This is a genomic window from Peribacillus sp. FSL K6-5616 (assembly GCF_038008245.1).
Taxonomy (GTDB): domain Bacteria; phylum Bacillota; class Bacilli; order Bacillales; family DSM-1321; genus Peribacillus; species Peribacillus frigoritolerans.
On record NZ_JBBOYT010000001.1, the window covers coordinates 1,554,982 to 1,574,614 of the forward strand.

The window sequence follows — 19,633 nt, forward strand, 5'->3', positions numbered from 1 at the left end:
TTCGAGGTTCCCCTTATTTAGGGTTTATAGACGATAAATCTACTTTCCTTTTAGGGGAATTTCAAATGAAGTCCCATCCACCAATAATTCATGAGACTCACCATCCGCTATATCATCGGTAGTGAATGAAAAGGAATCGAGCCGATCTAATTTTGCCTCTGGATCAACCAATAAACCAATTGTGCCTTTTCTCAATTCTCCTGGTTGGTAATCGGATCGACTTACTTTTTTTGTCCCCATAAAAGTATCCCCGGAATGGATGAAATTTTTAGAAGGCACATCATATGTAAGATCATCATTGAAAGTAACATTTTCCATGCTGAAGAACTGAAGTTCCTTCGAATCTTTATTTTCAACAGAATAAGTTATCTCTAGATAAGAAACCTCTTCATCGATATCCGTTTTAGACATCGCCGCCTGTTGATCGATTTCCTCCATGGATAAATTCTCTTTAAAATATATCGAATAGGCCTCTTCAAAACTCAATCCCGTATAGGACTTGAGTTCCTCTTTTACTTCATCTGTGAGTGAAGATAATTGAATCCTGCGGATATCCTTGACTGTGATGACCATCGGTGCCAATTCAAAAGCCTCATTAATAGACTTCGTTTCTAGTAATCTGAAGGTTCCCCAATTTTTTTGGCGAACCTTATCCCCGACTTTTTCAAGATGGATCCCGCCATATTCATCAACCTCAGGAATTTTGGATTCCTTGGCTTCCGCATTTTCCCCTTTTTCAGTTTTATCGCTCTTGAAATAATTTAAGGCAATCACACTTAAACAAATAAGCAATAATCCAACCATTGCTGAAATGATCCAACTTTTACGAATACTTCATCACTCCTTGTCTTAAAGCATGAGGGTCAAAGAATAATATACCATTTTTTTTGCAAAAGAAGGAAAGGGGAGTGCCTAGAACATGTTCATCCAAATGATTCGAAGTTCCCTGTCAATGATAATGATTTCTCAGCTACAGTACAAGCCGTTTTATAAAAGATGCATATCATATTTATAACGAAGGGGAAATCTTGAAAAACTGAGAACATGCTTTTATTCTTTTATAGTTTTCTCATCCCTGGAGACCTCTGCAGTAACAAATTTTAAAAAAAGGAGACGTTTAGGATATGTTGTGGCCAATTAACAATGGTAAGGAAAGGTTACATCAGCCAAATAAAAGTGCAATGCTGTCCATGCAAGAGATAAAAGCCATTGAGTCCTGGATATCTCAAATAGGGATATTCCAAATATATATAACCGCTGGACAATTAGTATCCACCGCCAGAAAAACGCTCAAGTTCAAGTATAAAATAATCGGGCATGGTTTTAACCGGGTCGTCTATGATTTAAATAATGGCTATATTTTAAAAATTGCATTGTCACAAGTAGGACTAATAAGCAATGCAAATGAAGCCTATATATACAATAACTGTAATGAGGAAGTTAAAAAGTATTTATGTCCAGTTAAGGAGTATGGGACGGGCTGGATAATCATGAAGAAGGTGGACACGAAAGTGCCGTTTTCAATCAAGGAATATACGAAACTGATCAAGTTTGAATTAAAATTCCTGAGGCACGGTATTATCCCAATAGATTTGCGTTTAGATAATGTCGGATATAACGAGAATGATGAAATGGTCGTCATTGATTACGGTCTATTCACCATGGATCTCAAAAGCACCGTGCTGCGATGGCTTGTTTGATGAGGTGTCTATCCAAAGAAAATATAAAATTGATTTACAATGAGGTGATTAGGCGAAGCGGTGAATCTTGTGCTCTCTTGATTTTATTGAAGGGTCTAAATGAAAGAAGCATGTTACGAAGGGCTTTTTTGTGCAACATGCTTTTTTTTATGGTTTAAAGGATCAGAACTGATGACACTACGCTAGCCACCTTTTTATCATTTTGAAATAAATCTGCAAGTACATAAGCTGTTTTTTTGCCGATTCGGTCTACTTTTGCTTCAACTTGTACGTCTCCTAATCTTACTGGTCGATGAAAAGTAGTATGTAAATCAATGGATGCGAAGGATTGTCCGATGCTTAATTTAGATGATATCGCATAAGCCATCATAATATCTGCTGCAGAAGTGACAAATCCACCCATCGCTACACCAATTCCGTTAATAAACTTTTCATCTACTTTCCATACACCTCTCGCAATTCCATCCTGGGCATAATTTGCTTCAATCTGTAACGTTAGATCACAATTCGGAGGTTGTTTCCCCTCTGTAATAACTTGTAAAAGCTCGTTTCCTTTAGATGGTTCCCCCATTAAAATGCCCCCCCTTGAATAAGTTGAAACTACAGAATATTCTAACACATATCTTGGTGTCAATGAAGTTATTGATTTTACAAATAAAGTAATTAGAGACCCGGACCAAGAAATGTAATTTGGTGGTGGATTTGATTTCCACTCCAGGTACTCGCTTTCCACGGGCGGGCGGGCGGGAGCCTCCTCGGCGCGCCTGCGGGGTCTCCCATGCCCCGCTTTTCTCGCAGGAGTCTCGTACCTTCCGTTACAATCAACTTTGTGTTTTAAAAGAAAAAACTGTAGGATGCTCTATTCGGAACCAAGTTTTAGACTAGTTTATCCTTTAAGTTTTTCAGATGTAATCCTCATTGGATGGAAGAAATTACGACACTCCTGTCGAAAAACTGGCTAGCCTAGATCCCACAAGCGCTTGCGTCAAGGAGTCTTGGCAGGCAGTCGGCGAAAGGGAGCGGATTTCAGAAATCACCGGGAACGTCCATTAAGACAAAAATGAAGGATAGTCTCATCCCGAATTATTTTAAGACTGGATGATCCTTCAAGTTTTTTTACTGTAATAAATAATAGATTGAAGAAAATTGCGACACTCCTGCCGAAAAACTGGCTAGCCTAGACCCCACAGGCGCTTGCGTCGAGGAGGCATGGCAGACAGGGAGCGGATTTCAGAAATCACCGGGAACGTCCATTAAGAAAAACTGTAGGCTATCCTCATCCCGAATTATTTTAAGACTGATAATCCTTCAAGTTTTTTTACTGCAATAAATAATAGATTCAAGAAAATTGCGACACTCCTGCCGAAAAACTGGCTAGTCTAGACCCCACAGACGCTTGCGTCGAGGAGGCTTGGCAGGCAGTCGGCGGAAAGGGAGCGGATTTCAGAAATCAACGGGCATGTTATTTTATAAAAAACGTAGGGAAGTTTGAAGTTAATAATTATCTAAAAAATCAAAAACTTCTTCTTTTTCTAATTAAATTGTGATAGTGTATAAAAAAAGAGAAGTATTACCTTCATCATAATTTTAAAAAGAAGTATTTAATTCATCAGAAAGGAGTGATATGGTGGAACATCTTCCATTTAAATTATTAGTAAAAGAAAAATTTGATCATCTATCGGCAGGTCAAAAAAAAGTTGCCGCTTACCTGATTGAAAATTTGGATGAAGCCGCCTTTAAAACGGCATTTCAAATTGGTAGGGAAGCGGAGGTTAGTGAAACAACGGTCATTCGGTTTTCGTATTCATTGGGATTTGAAGGGTTTAGTAAAATGCAGTCGAGGATTCAAAAACAGCTGCTGCACCAAAATCAAATAGACTTATCCAATACTGATTCCATTCTCCGCATTGATGACAAGCAAGATCCCTTTACAAAAGTGATAGAAAACGAAGTTCATATTTTAAGACATCTATTAGATCATACGAACGTTCAGGACATATGGAAAGCAGTCGATGTTCTGATCCAGGCTGACCAAATATTGATTGCAGGACATCGGATTTCCCATGCCGCCGCCTATTGGTTCTCCTATACGCTAAGTTCATTAAGGGAAAATGTAAGTTTATGTTCACCTACAGGAGACTTCTATGAAAAGTTTTGTAATCTCACAAATAAGTCTGCATTAGTTGTTTTTTCCTTTCCAAGATATGCAAATGAAACATTAAAAGTTGCTGAGTGTGCCAAAGAACAAGGAGTTTGTTTAATTTCAGTTACAGACCGCCTTCTGTCACCAGTTGGACGCATCGCTGATATTTCACTGACAACTGAGGAAAACGCAGAAACCGGAACCAATTCAATCGCTTCCGTTATTAGCTTGTTGGACTTGGTCATTGCTGGCATCCATCAAAAAGACGCAAAACGGATATATACCCATCAGCAAAAATTAGAAAGACTATATTCAAGTTATGAGGTGTTTAATGAATGAGTTTTTAACAAAGTTAAAATTCATGTAAAGGAGGAGGTGCAACATTATGAACCCGATTCAATATATTGATTTGCATCAAGAATCATTGATGAAGTCCTACCATGATTTGCATTCTTTGGCTGAGCCAAGCTGGCAGGAGGAAAGAACGTCTTGCTATATTTTAAAATGTCTTAGGGGAGCGGGAGTCACCGTAAAAACATTTCAGAGCCATCATGGAATTATTGCCGAGATTCCAGGCATTTCAAAAAAGGTTGTGGCATTAAGGGCTGATATGGATGCGCTTGTTCAGGAAGTAGATGGAGTTGTTAAAGCCAATCATTCATGTGGACACGACGCACATAGCACAATGGTTTTATATACAGCGTTGGCCATTGCCTCCAGCGGAATCCGGCCTAAACACACTCTCCGATTTATATTTCAGCCTGCAGAAGAAAAAGGGGAAGGCGCTCTTCAAATGATCAATGATGGCGCGTTGGAGAATGTTACATATATATTCGGGGTACATGTAAGACCCAGTACGGAGGTTCCTTATATGAAGGCTTCCCCCGTCATTGTCCATGGCTCAGCCGAAACAATAAGGGGTACAATCAAAGGCCTTCAGGCCCATGCATCCCGTCCGCAAGATGGAATAAATGTAATCGAAGCAGCAGCTTTGCTTGTCCAAAAATTACAGCAGATTAATCTGGAAACCGAAATTCCTTATTCCATCAAAATGACTCAATTTGAAACAAACAATAAAGCATCAAACGTTATCCCGGAAACAGCTGTCTTTGCTATTGATGCCAGAGCACAGTCAAATGATGTAATGAATGAACTAAATCGCTTAACAAAGGAAGCTTTTGAACAGACAATGGAACAAACTGAAACATCCATCTCCTGGTCTGCGGAAGAATTTGTCCCAGCTGCGACCTTGAATGAAAAGGCGATAAAGCTGGCTGAGGCCGCAATTGCAGATATCCTTGGGATGGAAAATGTCGTTTCAGTCTGTGTTTCTCAAGGAGGAGAGGATTTTCATTTTTATACAGCCGAAAATCCTGATATAACTGCAACCATGATAGGGTTAGGCTGCGATCTAACGCCTGGTCTGCACCATCCGGATATGAAGTTTAATTTACAAGCACTTATTTATGGAACGAAAATTTTAATTAACACAGTCATGATGGTGGCAGAAGAGTAAAATTTTTCACTTAAAAAATTAATGAAGGGGTGTTTTATGGAAAATACGGCACAAACATCACAAACCGGGGACCAAACAGCTGCTGATGAAAAACAACTGGAGCGAAAACTCAAACCAAGGCATCTTTCGATGATCGCAATCGGCGGCACCATTGGAACGGGGCTATTTTTAGCAAGCGGTTCCATTATTCATACTGCGGGTCCTGGAGGAGCTGTGGCTGCTTATATAATTGCCGGGATCATGGTTTACTTTCTGATGACAAGCTTAGCCGAAATGGCTGCCCTTATTCCTATTACAGGCTCTTTTAGTACCTATACATCAAGGTTTGTCGATCCTGCATTGGGATTTGCGGTCGGATGGAACTATTGGTATAACAATGCAATCGTAGTCGCACTGGAATTAGCAGCCTCCTCCCTGATAATGAAATATTGGCTGCCTTCTGTTCCAGGCATCATTTGGAGCGCATTATTTCTTGCACTCATATTTGGCCTGAATATTTTATCGGTAAAAGGATATGGAGAATCAGAATTCTGGTTTGCCATTATAAAGGTTTTGACGATTATCATTTTTATAGCAGTAGGTTTATTAATGATTGTAGGAATCATGGGAGGGGATGCCGTAGGTTTTGAAAATATCACCAAAGGGGAGGCACCGTTTAAAGGAGGCTTTTTATCTATTATAAGTGTCTTTATGGTGGTAGGGTTTGCCTTTCAAGGTACCGAGTTAGTAGGAATTGCGGCCGGTGAGAGTGAAAACCCGAGAAAAAATATACCAAAGGCCATTAAGCAAATCTTCTGGAGACTCCTCTTGTTTTATGTATTGGCGATAATTGTGATTGGATTTTTAATAAGCTATAATGATCCGCGTTTGTTAAGCTCGGATATTGAAGATATTGCGGTAAGTCCCTTCACTCTAGTTTTTCAAAACGCTGGGCTTGCCATCGCTGCCTCCGTTATGAATGTGGTCATTCTTACTTCCGTTCTTTCTGCAGGCAATTCGGCCATGTACGGAGCTTCTCGCGTGCTTTGGGTGCTGGCGAAAGAAGGAAAAGCCCCTTCGTTTCTAAAAAAAGTGAATTCAGGCGGCATTCCAGTGAACGCTGTGTACTTTTCTACCATCGTTGGGATGGCAGCTTTCCTGACCTCTCTTTTCGGTGAAGGCACGATTTATACTTGGTTATTGAATGCTGCAGGATTATCCGGTTTTTTATCCTGGTTAGGAATTTCGATTACACATTATCGTTTCCGGAAGGCATATATTGCACAAGGTAGAGATTTGAAAGATTTGCCTTATGTATCAAAATGGTATCCATTCGGTCCGATATTAGCCACACTTTTATGTGTTACGGCAATCCTGGGACAAAATTACTCTGCATTTTTCGGTCCTGAGATTGATTGGTATGGAATTTTAATTTCCTATATCGGGCTTCCTTTATTTTTCCTGGCTTTTCTAGGTTATAAAATCGTAAAGAGAACAAAAATGACTCCATTGCAAGAGGCCGATTTCAGTAAAGTGGAATAACCTCTTTTGTGAAAAAGCAGGAGAGCATTTCTTATTAAGAAAGACCATTTACATGATAGCTTCAGTGCCTCGTAACGACATGCCGTCAGCTGTGGACTGCCTTGTCATCTTATGTTGTCAATAAGGGCACTTGTGCTATACCAAGGAGGTTGACCATGACGAAATCACAGGAAATTGTAATTCGTTCTATTCATGGAATTGAAGAGCTGGAGGACGTAAGAAAGCTAGAGTCAAGCATTTGGGGAGAAACCGACTCAATCCCCACACACCAAACCTTAACAGCCGTGAAAAACGGCGGTTTGGTTATAGGAGCTTATTGCGAAGGAAAGCTGATTGGATTTCAATACAGCTTTCCGGGATTCAATGGGCAATCAGCCTATCTTTGTTCACATATACTAGGCATAGATGAGCAATTTCGCAACAAAGGTATAGGCGAGAAGTTAAAGTTAGCACAACGTGAGGAAGCGCTAAAGCTCGGCTATCCCCTTATTACCTGGACTTACGATCCTTTGGAAAGTGTTAATGGGTATTTAAATATAGCCAAGCTCGGTGGGGTATGCTCCACATATATCGCAAACTGCTATGGTGAAATGGAAGATCTTTTAAACAGCGGAATTCCTTCTGACCGCTTTCTTGTCGAATGGCATATTGATAAAAAAGAGACAACGGATTCTAGCGGAGGGGGAATGCCGCTGGACTTTGTGATGGAAAACTCGCTTATTCAATGGGATACCATTGAAAAGGGATTGCCAGTTCCATCGTTCACTCGCCCGCTGCCTGAACAAGAATGTGAACTAGCTTTTGTGGCCCTTCCAAAGGACTTCCAATCAATAAGAGTCACAAATATACAAGCGGCCAATCAATGGCGGATGAAAACCAGGGACATTTTTATCGGATTATTTGAGCAAGGATGGCAGGTAACAGATTTTATGAAGAATTCCATGACGGAAATTCCCGTTCAGTTTTATGTGCTTTCAAGGAAATGAACTAGAAGAATATATATAATGTTTAGTAATTTCAGGCTGTGTAAGCCTATTAATAAAAAATTTGTAAGACTGTGTTCTTTAACAGTTTTATCACAGAAGGAGAATTTCTAAGTGAAAATTAAACAAGTTATTCTAAGGCATCTTAAGCTAGACTTGCTTGAACCTTTTACAACTAGCTTTGGGACGGAATACGATAGGGATTTTATCCTTGTGGAAGCCATAAGCGATGATGGCATTTCCGGTTGGGCTGAATCGGTTGCGATGCTCGACCCTCTGTATAATGAAGAGACCTTAAAAACAAACTGGCATATACTAGAAGACTATCTAATTCCAATAATCCTCAAAAATGAAATCAAGCATCCTGATGAAATTTCTGAAAAATATTTCACCCATATTCGCGGAAATTATATGGCAAAAGCCGCTTTAGAGGGTGCTGTTTGGGATTTGTATGCTAAAAAGCAAGGTGCTTCTCTTTCAAATGTGTTAGGTGGAACAAAAAAGAAAATTGAAGTGGGGGTAAGCATCGGAATAAAGGATTCGATCGATTCGACCCTGGATATAATTGAAGCTCGTCTCGGTGAAGGCTATAAACGTTTTAAACTAAAAATCAAACCGGGCTGGGATGTTGAATTAATAGACAAGGTACGAAAAGTATATCCTGAAATCCCGCTCATGGCCGATGCAAATTCAGCTTATACCTTAAAAGATATAGACCGGTTATCCGCCTTGGATGATTTTAATTTAATGATGATTGAGCAGCCGCTTGCCTATAATGATATCATTGACCATGCAGATTTACAGTCAAGGTTAAAAACACCTATTTGCCTGGATGAAAGCATACACTCATTAGAGGATGCCAGGAAAGCTATTAAATTGGGCAGCTGTAAAATTATTAATATTAAGATTGGCCGTGTCGGAGGTTTGACTGAATCTAAGAAAATCCATGATTTATGCCTAGAACATGGCATTCCGCTATGGTGTGGAGGTATGCTGGAATCAGGCATTGGAAGAGCTCATAATATTGCAATCACTTCACTGCCGAACTTCACTCTTCCCGGTGATACCGCAGCTTCCTCCCTCTATTGGGCAGAAGATATCACTGACCCTGAAGTTACAGTGGAAAACGGAATGATCAGTGTTCCAGAATTGCCTGGAATCGGCTATGAACCAAGCATGGAAAAAATCAAAAAGTATACTATACACAGTCAAACCTATCATTTAAGTGAGAATGTTGCTAGAAACGCCTAGGCTGCTACAACATTGCATAAGGCATGATTCCCGAAAAAGGGAGCATGCCTTTTTTTGAATACAAACATTAATGATTGGAAGTACTTGCAATGCTAGGGCAAAGGTAAAGACTGCTATTCGATAAATCCCTATCCTTGAGGAATAAAGCTGAACTTACATAGATAATGGATAATGATATCGCTATGAAATCCTATGAATTATAGAGAATCGTGATTAGTTTAATGATGAGGTTAGTGGAATAACAATCTTTTGTAAATCCTATTTTGTTATAATAGGAATAAAAGCTTAATTATTATTGGGTATTATTAGGAGATAATATGATGGAGAATATTAAGACTTGGACGAGAAATTCAAAACGACAGATTTTTTATCCTTTACTTTGCTTGTAAAGATGAACGGGTGCCTTGGTATACAAAAGTATTTACGGCTTGTGTTGTAGCTTATGCATTCAGTCCGATTGACCTAATACACGATTTTATACCCGTTCTTGGTTACTATTTCTTGTTCCATTAGGGATAATTATTGCATTAAAGATATTACCAAAGACTGTATTAACCGACTGTGAATGTAAGGCAGAAGAAATGATGAAAAACGATAAGCAGAAGTATTGGATAGTCGGTTCGATAATAGTATTGATCTGGGCTTAATAACCAACTCATTCTGATTGTGATGTGAAAATTCTTCCGCAATACAAAACCTGTAATAGTTTTACTTGACGTAAAGTTTTTTAAAATAATTTAATATTAAAACAACATTTTTATGTGAATCAATGCACATACAAAAAGAGGGGATGAAATAGTGTATACCGACAATGATGCTAACGCTTACAATAAAGTCAAGGAGGAGGTGAGTATTAAGTGATTGATGAAAGAAGCATGAAATTATTACAAGAAATTTTAAATAATCAAAACACAACATTATCGGTTTTAGAGAGCAAACTTGGAATTAATCGGCGTCAGATTAATTATAGCTTTGAAAAGATCAATAATTGGTTAAGCAGTTTAGACCAAAAAAAAATTGAAAGAACGAAAACTGGAAATTTCATTGTGTCTTCGTCATTAAAGCATATACTCCCAATTGATAATGATGATAATAATGTGGAGATATATATTTTTTCTGAGAATGAGCGTATTGCCGTTATTCTTCTCATGCTACTTAGTAGAGACGAGGAATTGTCATTAATTCATTTGGTCTCAGCGCTTGGAGTTGGTAAGAATACTGTATTAAGGACAATAAAGGCAGCTCAATACGAGTTGGAAAAATATCAGCTTAAAATTATTTACTCACGCCAAAGCGGTTACAGAATTCAAGGTAAAGAGTTTGATAAACGACGATTACTAATTACGGTCATCCAGTCGATAGTCTCATTCTATAAAGGGGAAAAGGTTCTACTACAGTATTCCTCTTTTAAGGATAGAGAGGTGGAAACTCTTCGTAAAAAACTTGAGCAGATTGAAGTTCACTTAAGTATAAAATTTACGGACGAGAGGTTAGTGACACTACCTTATATTATTGCTGTTTGGATAAATAGAGTGAAACAAGGGAAAATCCTTGAGCCTAATTTTAATATTGATTTCTCTGATCTTAAAGAAACTAAAGAATATCATGCCGTAACAAAAGTTTTCTCTGAACTTGAGGTTATACCACCTAAGGAATTACTTTTTCTTACTTTGCAGCTTTTAACTATGAATATATCTTCATCTCAAGTTCTGAATGATAATAAGTTGTCAGACTTAAAGAGCTCACTATTTGAGATGGTTAAAATTATTGAAAATATTAGTGCTATTGATATTCCAAACAAACAGGAATTGATAGATAAGTTATTCCTTCATGTAAAGCCGGCCTATTATAGAATCAAATATAATTTAGGTTTGATGACGTCAATGTTTATTAAGTTCGATGAGAAATTAGAGGATCTACATGAGATTGTCAAGGTATCTGCTAGTCCTATCGAATCCTTAATGGGCTGTCCCATCCCTGAGAGTGAAAGTACCTTTTTAACCATGATTGTTGGTGGATGGTTGACTCAACATGGTGTTCAACTAAACCACAAGAAAATTGCAGCTGTTGTCTGTCCTAATGGTGTATCAGTATCAAAATTACTGCAAGTGAATTTAAAATCCCTATTTCCTGAGTTTATGTTCCTTGAGGCTATGTCCCACAGAGAGTTTTCTAATTATAAGGGAAAAATTGATGTCTTATTTACTACACAAAGATTACCTACTGATATTAAACAGTATATTGTTCCATCTTTAATAAATGAGAGAGAGCAAAACGAGATTAGGAAAACTATACTTCATGAAAAATATGGGCTTGTACCTAACAATGTTGATTTAAACGAACTTATACAAGTCATTAGTAAATATGCTGAGGTCAAAGATTCCAGTGGGTTATTGAAAGGTTTAAGTAGTTTTTTTAATAAAAATAGTTTTGTAAGTGCTACGAATGTTGAAACAAATTCAAAATTAACGCTTAAGGACCTAGTATATTATGAAACAATCAACATCCGAGATAAGGTGAAAGATTGGAAAGAAGCTTTATGGTTTGCTTCAGAACCTTTGTTAAAAAACAATTGTATTGGTCATAACTATGTGGAGGCAATGATCGAACAATATCAAAACGATAGTACATACATTATGTTAGCAAAAAATATTGCCATTCCCCATTCCAGACCAGAAAACGATGTTTATCAAGTAGGCATGAGCTTTTTAAAGTTGAATGAACCAGTGGAATTTGAAGGTGGGAATTTTGTAAAGCTTATTTGCGTTATTGCTGCAGTGGATAAGGAACAACATATTCGCCCTATATTACAGCTTAGAAGAATGGCAGAGAGCCAAAAAGATATACAAAAAATAAAAGATGCAGAAACAAAGAAAGAAATATTCTCGGTTATTGAGAAGTTTTCTAAATGAAAAAAGCGAAAGGAGCGAGAAAATGTCCAAAATTATTATCTCAGAAGAATCTATTTTCACTGATTTAGAAGTATCCAATAAAGAGGAGGCATTAAGGATACTGGCAGACTCACTTTTAGATCAAGGTTTTATCCATGATAGTTTCTATGAAAGCTTGATAAAAAGAGAAAAAAATTTTCCAACGGGCTTGGAAACCTATGACATGGGAATTGCCATTCCCCACACTGAACCCCAACATGTTAAGCAAGATTCTATTGCTGTAGCTGTTTTGGATAAACCAATAATATTTCAAGATATGGTGGATAAAAACAATAGTATTAATGTGAAAGTCATTTTTCTACTAGGTTTGTCGAAAAGTACAAAGCATTTAAATATTCTAAAACAAATTTTTGAGTTAATTAAAGAAGAAGGGTCTCTAGCTGAAATTTCGAGTATGTCTAAGACCCATCTTTATAGTTATCTAGAAGAGAAATTGACTGCAGAGTAAAATTATAAATCAGGAGGAATTCAAAATGAAAAAAAATGTTGTATTTGCGTGTTCGAGTGGGATTGCAACTTCAACGGTAGTAGCAGAGAAAGTAGTAGAACATTGTAAAGACCATGGGATTGAAGTCGTGTATCAACAGGCAATCATAGGGGAATTACCTTCACTAGATAACTCAGCTGATTTAATTGTAGTAACTTCACAAGTAGAAACAAAATTAAATACACCTCTTGTCAACGCATTACCTATTATTACAGGCGTTGGGGAAGAAGAATTGCTCGATAAAATTATTACATTGTTAAAAGGGTGAACTAAATCGGACAACAGATTTGCTGATCAATAAATAATAATTGGGGGATTTCAAAATGAAAAAAAATATTGTATTTGCGTGTTCGAGTGGGATTGCAACTTCAACGGTAGTAGCAGAGAAAGTAGTAGAGCATTGTAAAGGCCATGGGATTGATGTTGTGTATCAACAGGCAATCATAGGGGAATTACCTTCACTAGATAACTCAACTGATTTAATTGTAGTAACTTCACAAGTAGAAACAAAATTAAATACACCTCTTGTCAACGCATTACCTATTATTACAGGGGTTGGAGAAGAAGAGCTGCTTGATAAAATTATTAAACTGTTGAAGGGGTGAACTAAATGGGACAACAGATATTAGAAGCATTCCAGTACATTCTTAGTTTTGGACCTACGGTTATGTTGCCAATTGTTGTATTTATACTAGCGATCTGTTTTCGAGTTAAACCAGCGAAGGCTTTAAGATCCTCTGTAATTATAGGTATGGGTTTTGTTGGAATTTTCCTAATATTCAATCTACTGATTGAGAGCGTTGGACCTGCAGCTCAAGCTATGGTGGATAGAACAGGAATTGATTTACCAGTGGTCGACACTGGATGGCCGCCACTTGCTGCAATTGCTTTTGCATCACCAATCGCACCGTTTGTAATTCCTATGGTTGTTTTACTAAACATTGCCATGATAATGCTTCGTTGGACAAAAACTGTCGATATTGATTTATGGAACTACTGGCATTTTGCCTTTGCAGGGGCGCTAGTTTATAGTGCAACAGGTAACTTTTTCTTAGGATTGCTTGCTGCCGCCATAGCTACAGTCACAATTCTTAAAATGGCTGATTGGTCTGCTCCATATATACAGAAACGATTTAATTTGCCTGGTATTTCCCTTCCCACATTATCGGCAGTCATATTTTTTCCAGTTGGAGTATTAGGAAATAAAATTATTGGTTCCATACCTGGGGTAAGGAACTTAAAAGCTGATCCAGATTCAATTCAAAAACGCTTCGGAGTATTTGGTGAACCGATGATGATCGGTCTGATTTTGGGAATTATTATTGGAATTCTCGCAGGATACGATGCGGATGGAGTATTGAAATTAGGAATGAACTTGGGAGCAGTTATGCTTATTATGCCTCGTATGGTTCGTATCCTTATGGAGGGTTTAATCCCACTGTCTGATGCAATTCGTGCCTTGCTCAAAAAGAGATTCCCTGATCGGGATGATATTACCATCGGACTTGATATTGCAGTTTCGATTGGTAATCCGGCAGTTATTTCAACAGCCTTATTGATGACACCAATTACAATATTGCTAGCTGTTATTCTTCCAGGAAATAAGATTATTCCACTAGGTGATTTATCAACTTTAACTGTGCCAATGGCAATGATTGTTCTTGCTTGCGGAGGTAATATTATACGATCAATTATTATTGGTATACCAGTTATTATCGCAAACTTATACATCGCTTCTTATCTGGCTCCACTTGTTACACAAGTAGCAAAAAGTATTAATTTCCAATTCCCAGAAGGGGCATCAGAATTGGTGAACAGCTTCTTAGACGGCGGTAATCCATTCCGCTATTGGATGGTCATGTTATCCCAAGGGAATATCTATGCTATTGGAGCCATTCCAGTTGTAGGTCTTGTTATTTGGTCGGCATATAAAATAACCAAAAAAGATTTTGATGAGAATGGTAAATTGAAGGATGTTTCTTAGACTATCTGAAGTTAGTTTATTAAAGACAAGGAGGTACTTGCTAACTAAAGGGACAATGCTTTTAGTAAGGTACCTCGCCTCTTATTCTTAAAAAGGAGATCTAATAATGAGAGCTATTGCATTTCACGATGTTAATGATTTTCGAATAGAAGAAGTTGAAGTTCCAAAAATTGGTTTCGGAGAAGTGCTCTTGAAGTTAAAAGCCTGTGGATTATGCGGGACGGATATTCACAAAGCAATTCATAAAACCGTTAATCCAGGGACTGTTCTTGGGCATGAATATACAGGTGAGATTGTTAAGGTAGGGGAAGGTGTTACGAAATTTAAAATTGGAGACAGAGTTGTTGGTGCTATCCATGTTCCCTGTTTCACTTGTCATTATTGTCAACGACAGCATTATACACTTTGTCCTGAATTTAGAGAAACGAATATTGATCCTGGCGGCTTTGCAGAATATATCCGATTATCTGAAAAACATGTACGCCATTTACTTTTTGGAATTCCTGACAGTATGAGCTACCAGCACGCAACTTTAGCAGAACCAGTAGCTTGTTGTATTCATGGACAAAAAGCTGCAGAAATACGTCCTGGAGATAATGTTTTAATTATGGGGGCAGGACCGATCGGGGTGATTCATGGCCAACTCCTAAAACATAAGGATGTAAGTAATGTAATTATTTCTGACGTTTCTTCGTATAAGCTGTCAAAAGCTAAAGAGTTTGGTATCGATTACACAGTAAATATTAAAAATGATAGTCTCAAGGATGTTGTTGATAAGGTTACTGATAATCAAGGTGTAGATATTGTTATCATTGCTGCAGGTGTTTCCTCTCTGTTACCAGAAGCAGTACAACTGCTAAGACGCGGCGGACGAGTGATCTGTTTTTCTCCCTTTGAAAAATATCCTGAAGTGACTATTGATGCAGGAAGATTCTTTAAGGACGAAATATCAATAGTCGGTACCTACAGTGTATCCCCATATGAATTTGAGGAAGCTATTTTAAACATATCAAATGGAACAATAGATGCAGAAAAAATGATTACACATGAAATGGCCATTGATCAAGTAGGCGAAGCGATTACATTTGCCGCAAGTCCTGATGAAGAAGTTATGAAAGTAGTTATTGTAGATTAAATTATAAGGAGAGATTTAGTATGCCATTAGTAAATATGAAATCGTTCTTACAATTATTAGAAGAGAAAAATCTTATTGCTCCAGCCTTTAATACTACCAATTTAGAAATGACACTGTCTATTATCAGGGGAGCAGAAGAGGCAGGGCTTCCAGTTATTGTCCAAATTGCTCCTACAAACGTTAAGCTGTCTGGATATGATTACATTGCCAATATTGTAAAATCTACTGCGGAGAAAGTAGAAGTGCCTGTAACTTTACACTTAGATCATGGCATGACCTTTGAGGATGTAAAAAATGCCGTAGAAGCTGGTTTTAACTCTGTCATGATTGATGCTTCAAAATTACCGTATGAAGAAAATATTCAATTTACTAGAGAAGTTGTAGAGTATTGTCATGCTCGAGGAGTTTCGGTAGAAGCTGAATTAGGAGAATTAAGTGGCAAAGAAGATGATCACGAGAGTGATGATTCGGCACAAACAGATCCTAACCTTGCAAGAGAATTTGTAGAGCGTACAGGAATCGATCTTTTAGCTGTATCCGTAGGAAATATTCATGGTTTAGATGAACAACCAAAAATTAACCTGGAATTACTTCGTGAAATAGCAGATACTGTTGAGATTCCATTAGTCATTCATGGAGGCTCTGGAATTCCTGATGATATATTAAAGCAATTAAAAAATTACAATGTACGCAAAATAAATCTTGCGAGTGATCTTCGTAAACGATTTATTGCGTCTGTCGGTAAACGGTATGAACAAAACCCAAATGAATATAACCTTATTAGCGTATTGCTAGAAGCACAATCTGAGGTTAAAGAAGTAGTTATTAATAAATTTAGCACTTTAAATAGATAATGTTTCTAAAGGATGGGGTTGAAGATGTATGTAATTGGAATTGATATTGGAACAACTAACGTAAAACTTTGTCTATTTCAATTACCAAATTTCGAATTAGTGGAAGTGTATCGTTTTTCTACTCCTACTAAATGGAATGAAAAAGAATCAGAGTTTGAAATGGATAAAATTTGGGAGGGTGTGAAGGAAGGGCTTTACGTTCTCTCAAAAAAAATTAAAAACCCAAAAGAGATAAAAACTATTTCGATAGCCAGTGCAGCTCAAACTATCGTTTTATTAGACGAACATAATCAAATCTTAGAACCCACCATCACATGGTATGATCCTCGCTCTAAATCTGAAGCTGAACTAGTCAACAATATTGTTGGAAGGGAAGAAATATATAAGATTACTGGGATAGTCTCTCACAGTAATCATAGTCTTACCAAGCTACTTTGGATTAGAGATCATTTTCCTGATCAATATCTAAAATTAAAAAAATGGACATGCTTGTCAGGTTTTATTGCTTTTAAGCTATCTGGAATATACGCGACAGATGTGAGCCTTGCATCCAGAACGTTACTGCTAGATATGTCTACCCGAAAATGGTCAAAACATTTAATTGAAGACTTTGAACTGGAAGTTCAAACGTTTCCTACTATTGTTGAGTCTGGTACAGCTATTTCTTTTCTTAAAGATTCTCTGGCTATTGAGGTTGGATTAAGTCCTAATACAACTATTTCAATAGCGGGTCACGATCATATGGCAGGATCAATAATTACTAATTTGGATGTGGATAAGGAACTGCTAAACTCAACTGGAACAACAGAAGGGTTACTTTTATTGAAAAAAGATTCATTTTTAAATAGTGACTTTCAGCAAAATGCTATTTCAAATGGTTTATATGTAAAAGACAATTTGTTCAGTCTCTATGGATCAATGCCAACAGCTGGTTATAGTATAAATTGGTTTACAAGAAATTTTTTATCCTCTCTTGATGAATTAACTCAAATGAGTGATGGATTATATAAAGAATACCAGAAAAACTCGAAGGAGTTTATAGAAAATTTGCTGGTTTTTATTCCACATTTAAGAGGAAGTGGTCCCCCACATCGTGATTCTCATTCTAAAGGAATCTTATATGGAATACAGGACCAAACAGAAAAGAGAGATATTTTATACTCGATTTTTGCGGGCTTATGCTTCGAATTGAGAAATTTAAAAGACGCATATATAGATCTAACAGATCAAGATATCAAGAGTATTAAAGTTATTGGCCCGGCCACATTAAACCCATTATGGCTACAGTTAAAAGCAGATATTCTTAACTGCGAAGTACTTTCTTATAAAACAGAGGAAGCTGTTTCAAAAGGCGGCGCCATGTTAGCAGCATTAAAGCAAAACTTTATTGACCAGATACACGTTAATTCATTTGATAGGTATCTTCCATCACAAGAAAATTTTAAACTGTATGATGAGTACTTTAACAGGATGTATACTCCACTCTCAAAAATAAAAAGAGAATTTGATTTATATAAGTCGACGGAGATTTGATGCTTAACACATGAAAGCTTTAAGAAAAGCAGCTGATGCTGTAATTAAATTTTATGGGATGCAGTAAGTACGGAGGTGGTATTGGAAATGGAATCATTATGTTTCTATGGAATTCAGGATTTGAGATATGAAGAGTCTCCTCTACCAACAATTGAACAGAACGATGAAGTTATTATTAGAGTAAGAAATGCAGGTATCTGTGGTTCAGATATTTCACGTTATAAAAAATTGGGCCCTGTGACTCCCGGTAACATTTGGGGACACGAATATGCTGGTGAGGTAGTTGAATTTAGCGATAATGTAACGGATTTGCATGTGGGCGCTCGAGTGGCTGTATGTCCTGCGCTTTATTGTGGAAAGTGTGAGTATTGTCGTTCAGGCTACTTTGCAGCATGTCCTGAATTACTTGTAACAGGCGCAAAAGTCCCCGGCGGATTTGCTACATACGTGAAGGTTCCAAGAGAAAATGTTATTTGTATCCCAGATAGTGTTTCTTTTGAAGAAGCTGCCTTTGTCGAGCCATCTGCAGTTGCGCTTCATGGACTTTTTAAAACAAACATGCAGCCAGGATACTCTGTTGCTGTTATGGGATGTGGAACAATTGGTTTACTTGTAATCCAATGGGCAAAAATTTTTGGTGCAGAAAGAGTATATGCTATTGATATTGAAAAAGAGAAATTAACCTTAGCTAAACAAGTTGGAGCCGATGTATTAATAAATCCGAAAGATAGAAATACATTTGAACAAATCATGACATTTACTAACGGGCATGGAGTTGATTTGGCAGTTGAATCTGCCGGATCTCCCATTACTTCTGCTCAAATATTCGCCTTACCAAAAAAAGGGGGAGAAGTAGTTTTTATGGGAATTCCGTATGCTGATGTGCCGATTGACCGTTTCTATTTTGAAAGAATAGTTCGTCGAGAGTTACATGTTTATGGGTCATGGAACGCCATATCCTCGCCGTTCCCCGGTAGGGAGTTTCATGCAACCATTCACTGTATGAATACAGGACAATTACAAGTAAAACCTCTTATATCTCATCGTGTTCCCCTTGAGATGGGACCAGAAATGTTTGAACGGATCATAAGTAATAATGAGGTATTTACAAAGGTTATGTTCGAACTGTAAATTATTGAAATTGTTTACAAGAGTGTCTTAGAAGGCGTAACATTAAAATTTTGTGTTTTTGAAAATTCTCACGCACAAAACGTGCTTTGTTCACCTAGCACGCACAATTGCCCATAAAGTAAGCGTTGACGACCGGGACGAGAAATATATTGCGACTTTATAACGGTTTATTTATATCTCCAAAAAGAACTTAAACAACAATGGATGGAAAATGCTATTTTAAACAAGCTCCATCCTCTCTGAGATCCCCTTCTAATAGACAGATAAAAAAGAACTTTATCTTCTAATCGAGAAGGGGATTTTCTATAGGTATATATCAAAAAACATATGAAATTTACTTTTAAAAAAATGGAAGAATTAATCTTGTAAAATTAATCTCTTATAGATAAAGACTCAAGGAACCCAGATAGTCTTCAAACAGGATTATTAGCCCTGAACAATCTT

The 19,633-nt window shown here is 37.4% G+C and carries 18 protein-coding genes; 16 read left to right on the top strand and 2 right to left on the bottom strand.

Annotated features, from left to right (window positions below):
• Positions 1 to 39: 39 nt before the first annotated feature.
• Positions 40 to 804, bottom strand: coding sequence for a hypothetical protein (locus MHB45_RS07480; RefSeq protein WP_048686017.1), 765 nt, complete (start codon positions 802 to 804; stop codon positions 40 to 42).
• Positions 805 to 1,124: 320 nt separating this feature from the next.
• On the opposite strand from MHB45_RS07480, the gene MHB45_RS07485 reads away from it, so the two are divergent.
• Positions 1,125 to 1,700 carry a hypothetical protein gene (locus MHB45_RS07485; RefSeq protein ID WP_048686019.1) on the top strand — a complete coding sequence of 192 codons (576 nt, stop codon included), beginning with the start codon at positions 1,125 to 1,127 and terminating at the stop codon, positions 1,698 to 1,700.
• Between the two features lie 154 nt (positions 1,701 to 1,854).
• Here the strand turns inward: MHB45_RS07485 and MHB45_RS07490 are convergent, their stop codons facing one another.
• Positions 1,855 to 2,271 (bottom strand): PaaI family thioesterase, encoded by a 417-nt coding sequence (locus tag MHB45_RS07490; protein WP_048686020.1) that lies wholly within the window; start codon positions 2,269 to 2,271, stop codon positions 1,855 to 1,857.
• Positions 2,272 to 3,327: 1,056 nt separating this feature from the next.
• On the opposite strand from MHB45_RS07490, the gene MHB45_RS07495 reads away from it, so the two are divergent.
• The 15 genes from MHB45_RS07495 to MHB45_RS07565 all read left to right on the top strand — a co-directional run bounded on the left by MHB45_RS07495 (position 3,328) and on the right by MHB45_RS07565 (position 19,189).
• A complete protein-coding gene (locus MHB45_RS07495; protein ID WP_081088577.1) occupies positions 3,328 to 4,182 on the top strand; it encodes a MurR/RpiR family transcriptional regulator in 855 nt (284 codons plus the stop codon).
• A gap of 46 nt (positions 4,183 to 4,228) precedes the next feature.
• A complete protein-coding gene (locus MHB45_RS07500) occupies positions 4,229 to 5,359 on the top strand; it encodes an amidohydrolase (RefSeq protein WP_072272820.1) in 1,131 nt (376 codons plus the stop codon).
• Positions 5,360 to 5,395: 36 nt separating this feature from the next.
• Positions 5,396 to 6,880 (top strand): amino acid permease, encoded by a 1,485-nt coding sequence (locus MHB45_RS07505; protein WP_072272821.1) that lies wholly within the window; start codon positions 5,396 to 5,398, stop codon positions 6,878 to 6,880.
• A 155-nt stretch (positions 6,881 to 7,035) separates the two neighbouring features.
• Positions 7,036 to 7,866, top strand: coding sequence for a GNAT family N-acetyltransferase (locus MHB45_RS07510; RefSeq protein ID WP_072272822.1), 831 nt, complete (start codon positions 7,036 to 7,038; stop codon positions 7,864 to 7,866).
• Positions 7,867 to 7,977: 111 nt separating this feature from the next.
• Positions 7,978 to 9,114: an o-succinylbenzoate synthase gene (gene menC, locus MHB45_RS07515; protein ID WP_072272823.1), complete on the top strand. Its 1,137-nt coding sequence runs from the start codon at positions 7,978 to 7,980 to the stop codon at positions 9,112 to 9,114.
• A 399-nt stretch (positions 9,115 to 9,513) separates the two neighbouring features.
• Complete coding sequence (locus tag MHB45_RS07520) at positions 9,514 to 9,627, top strand: YkvA family protein (RefSeq protein WP_309247766.1); 114 nt, start codon at positions 9,514 to 9,516, stop codon at positions 9,625 to 9,627.
• A gap of 344 nt (positions 9,628 to 9,971) precedes the next feature.
• Entirely contained in the window at positions 9,972 to 12,026 is a 2,055-nt protein-coding gene (locus MHB45_RS07525; RefSeq protein WP_161922636.1) for a BglG family transcription antiterminator, read from the top strand.
• Between the two features lie 22 nt (positions 12,027 to 12,048).
• Complete coding sequence (locus tag MHB45_RS07530) at positions 12,049 to 12,513, top strand: PTS sugar transporter subunit IIA (RefSeq protein ID WP_340907600.1); 465 nt, start codon at positions 12,049 to 12,051, stop codon at positions 12,511 to 12,513.
• Positions 12,514 to 12,538: 25 nt separating this feature from the next.
• On the top strand, positions 12,539 to 12,820 hold the full coding sequence (locus MHB45_RS07535; protein ID WP_072272825.1) for a PTS sugar transporter subunit IIB: 282 nt from the start codon (positions 12,539 to 12,541) through the stop codon (positions 12,818 to 12,820).
• A gap of 55 nt (positions 12,821 to 12,875) precedes the next feature.
• A complete protein-coding gene (locus tag MHB45_RS07540; protein WP_161922635.1) occupies positions 12,876 to 13,157 on the top strand; it encodes a PTS sugar transporter subunit IIB in 282 nt (93 codons plus the stop codon).
• A gap of 5 nt (positions 13,158 to 13,162) precedes the next feature.
• Positions 13,163 to 14,536 (top strand): PTS galactitol transporter subunit IIC, encoded by a 1,374-nt coding sequence (locus MHB45_RS07545; RefSeq protein WP_072272827.1) that lies wholly within the window; start codon positions 13,163 to 13,165, stop codon positions 14,534 to 14,536.
• 106 nt (positions 14,537 to 14,642) lie between these two features.
• Positions 14,643 to 15,671 (top strand): alcohol dehydrogenase catalytic domain-containing protein, encoded by a 1,029-nt coding sequence (locus MHB45_RS07550; RefSeq protein WP_253349288.1) that lies wholly within the window; start codon positions 14,643 to 14,645, stop codon positions 15,669 to 15,671.
• Between the two features lie 20 nt (positions 15,672 to 15,691).
• Entirely contained in the window at positions 15,692 to 16,525 is an 834-nt protein-coding gene (locus tag MHB45_RS07555) for a class II aldolase (RefSeq protein ID WP_072272829.1), read from the top strand.
• Between the two features lie 24 nt (positions 16,526 to 16,549).
• On the top strand, positions 16,550 to 18,058 hold the full coding sequence (locus tag MHB45_RS07560; protein ID WP_072272830.1) for an FGGY-family carbohydrate kinase: 1,509 nt from the start codon (positions 16,550 to 16,552) through the stop codon (positions 18,056 to 18,058).
• A gap of 87 nt (positions 18,059 to 18,145) precedes the next feature.
• Positions 18,146 to 19,189 (top strand): galactitol-1-phosphate 5-dehydrogenase, encoded by a 1,044-nt coding sequence (locus MHB45_RS07565; protein ID WP_072272831.1) that lies wholly within the window; start codon positions 18,146 to 18,148, stop codon positions 19,187 to 19,189.
• Positions 19,190 to 19,633: the final 444 nt, after the last annotated feature.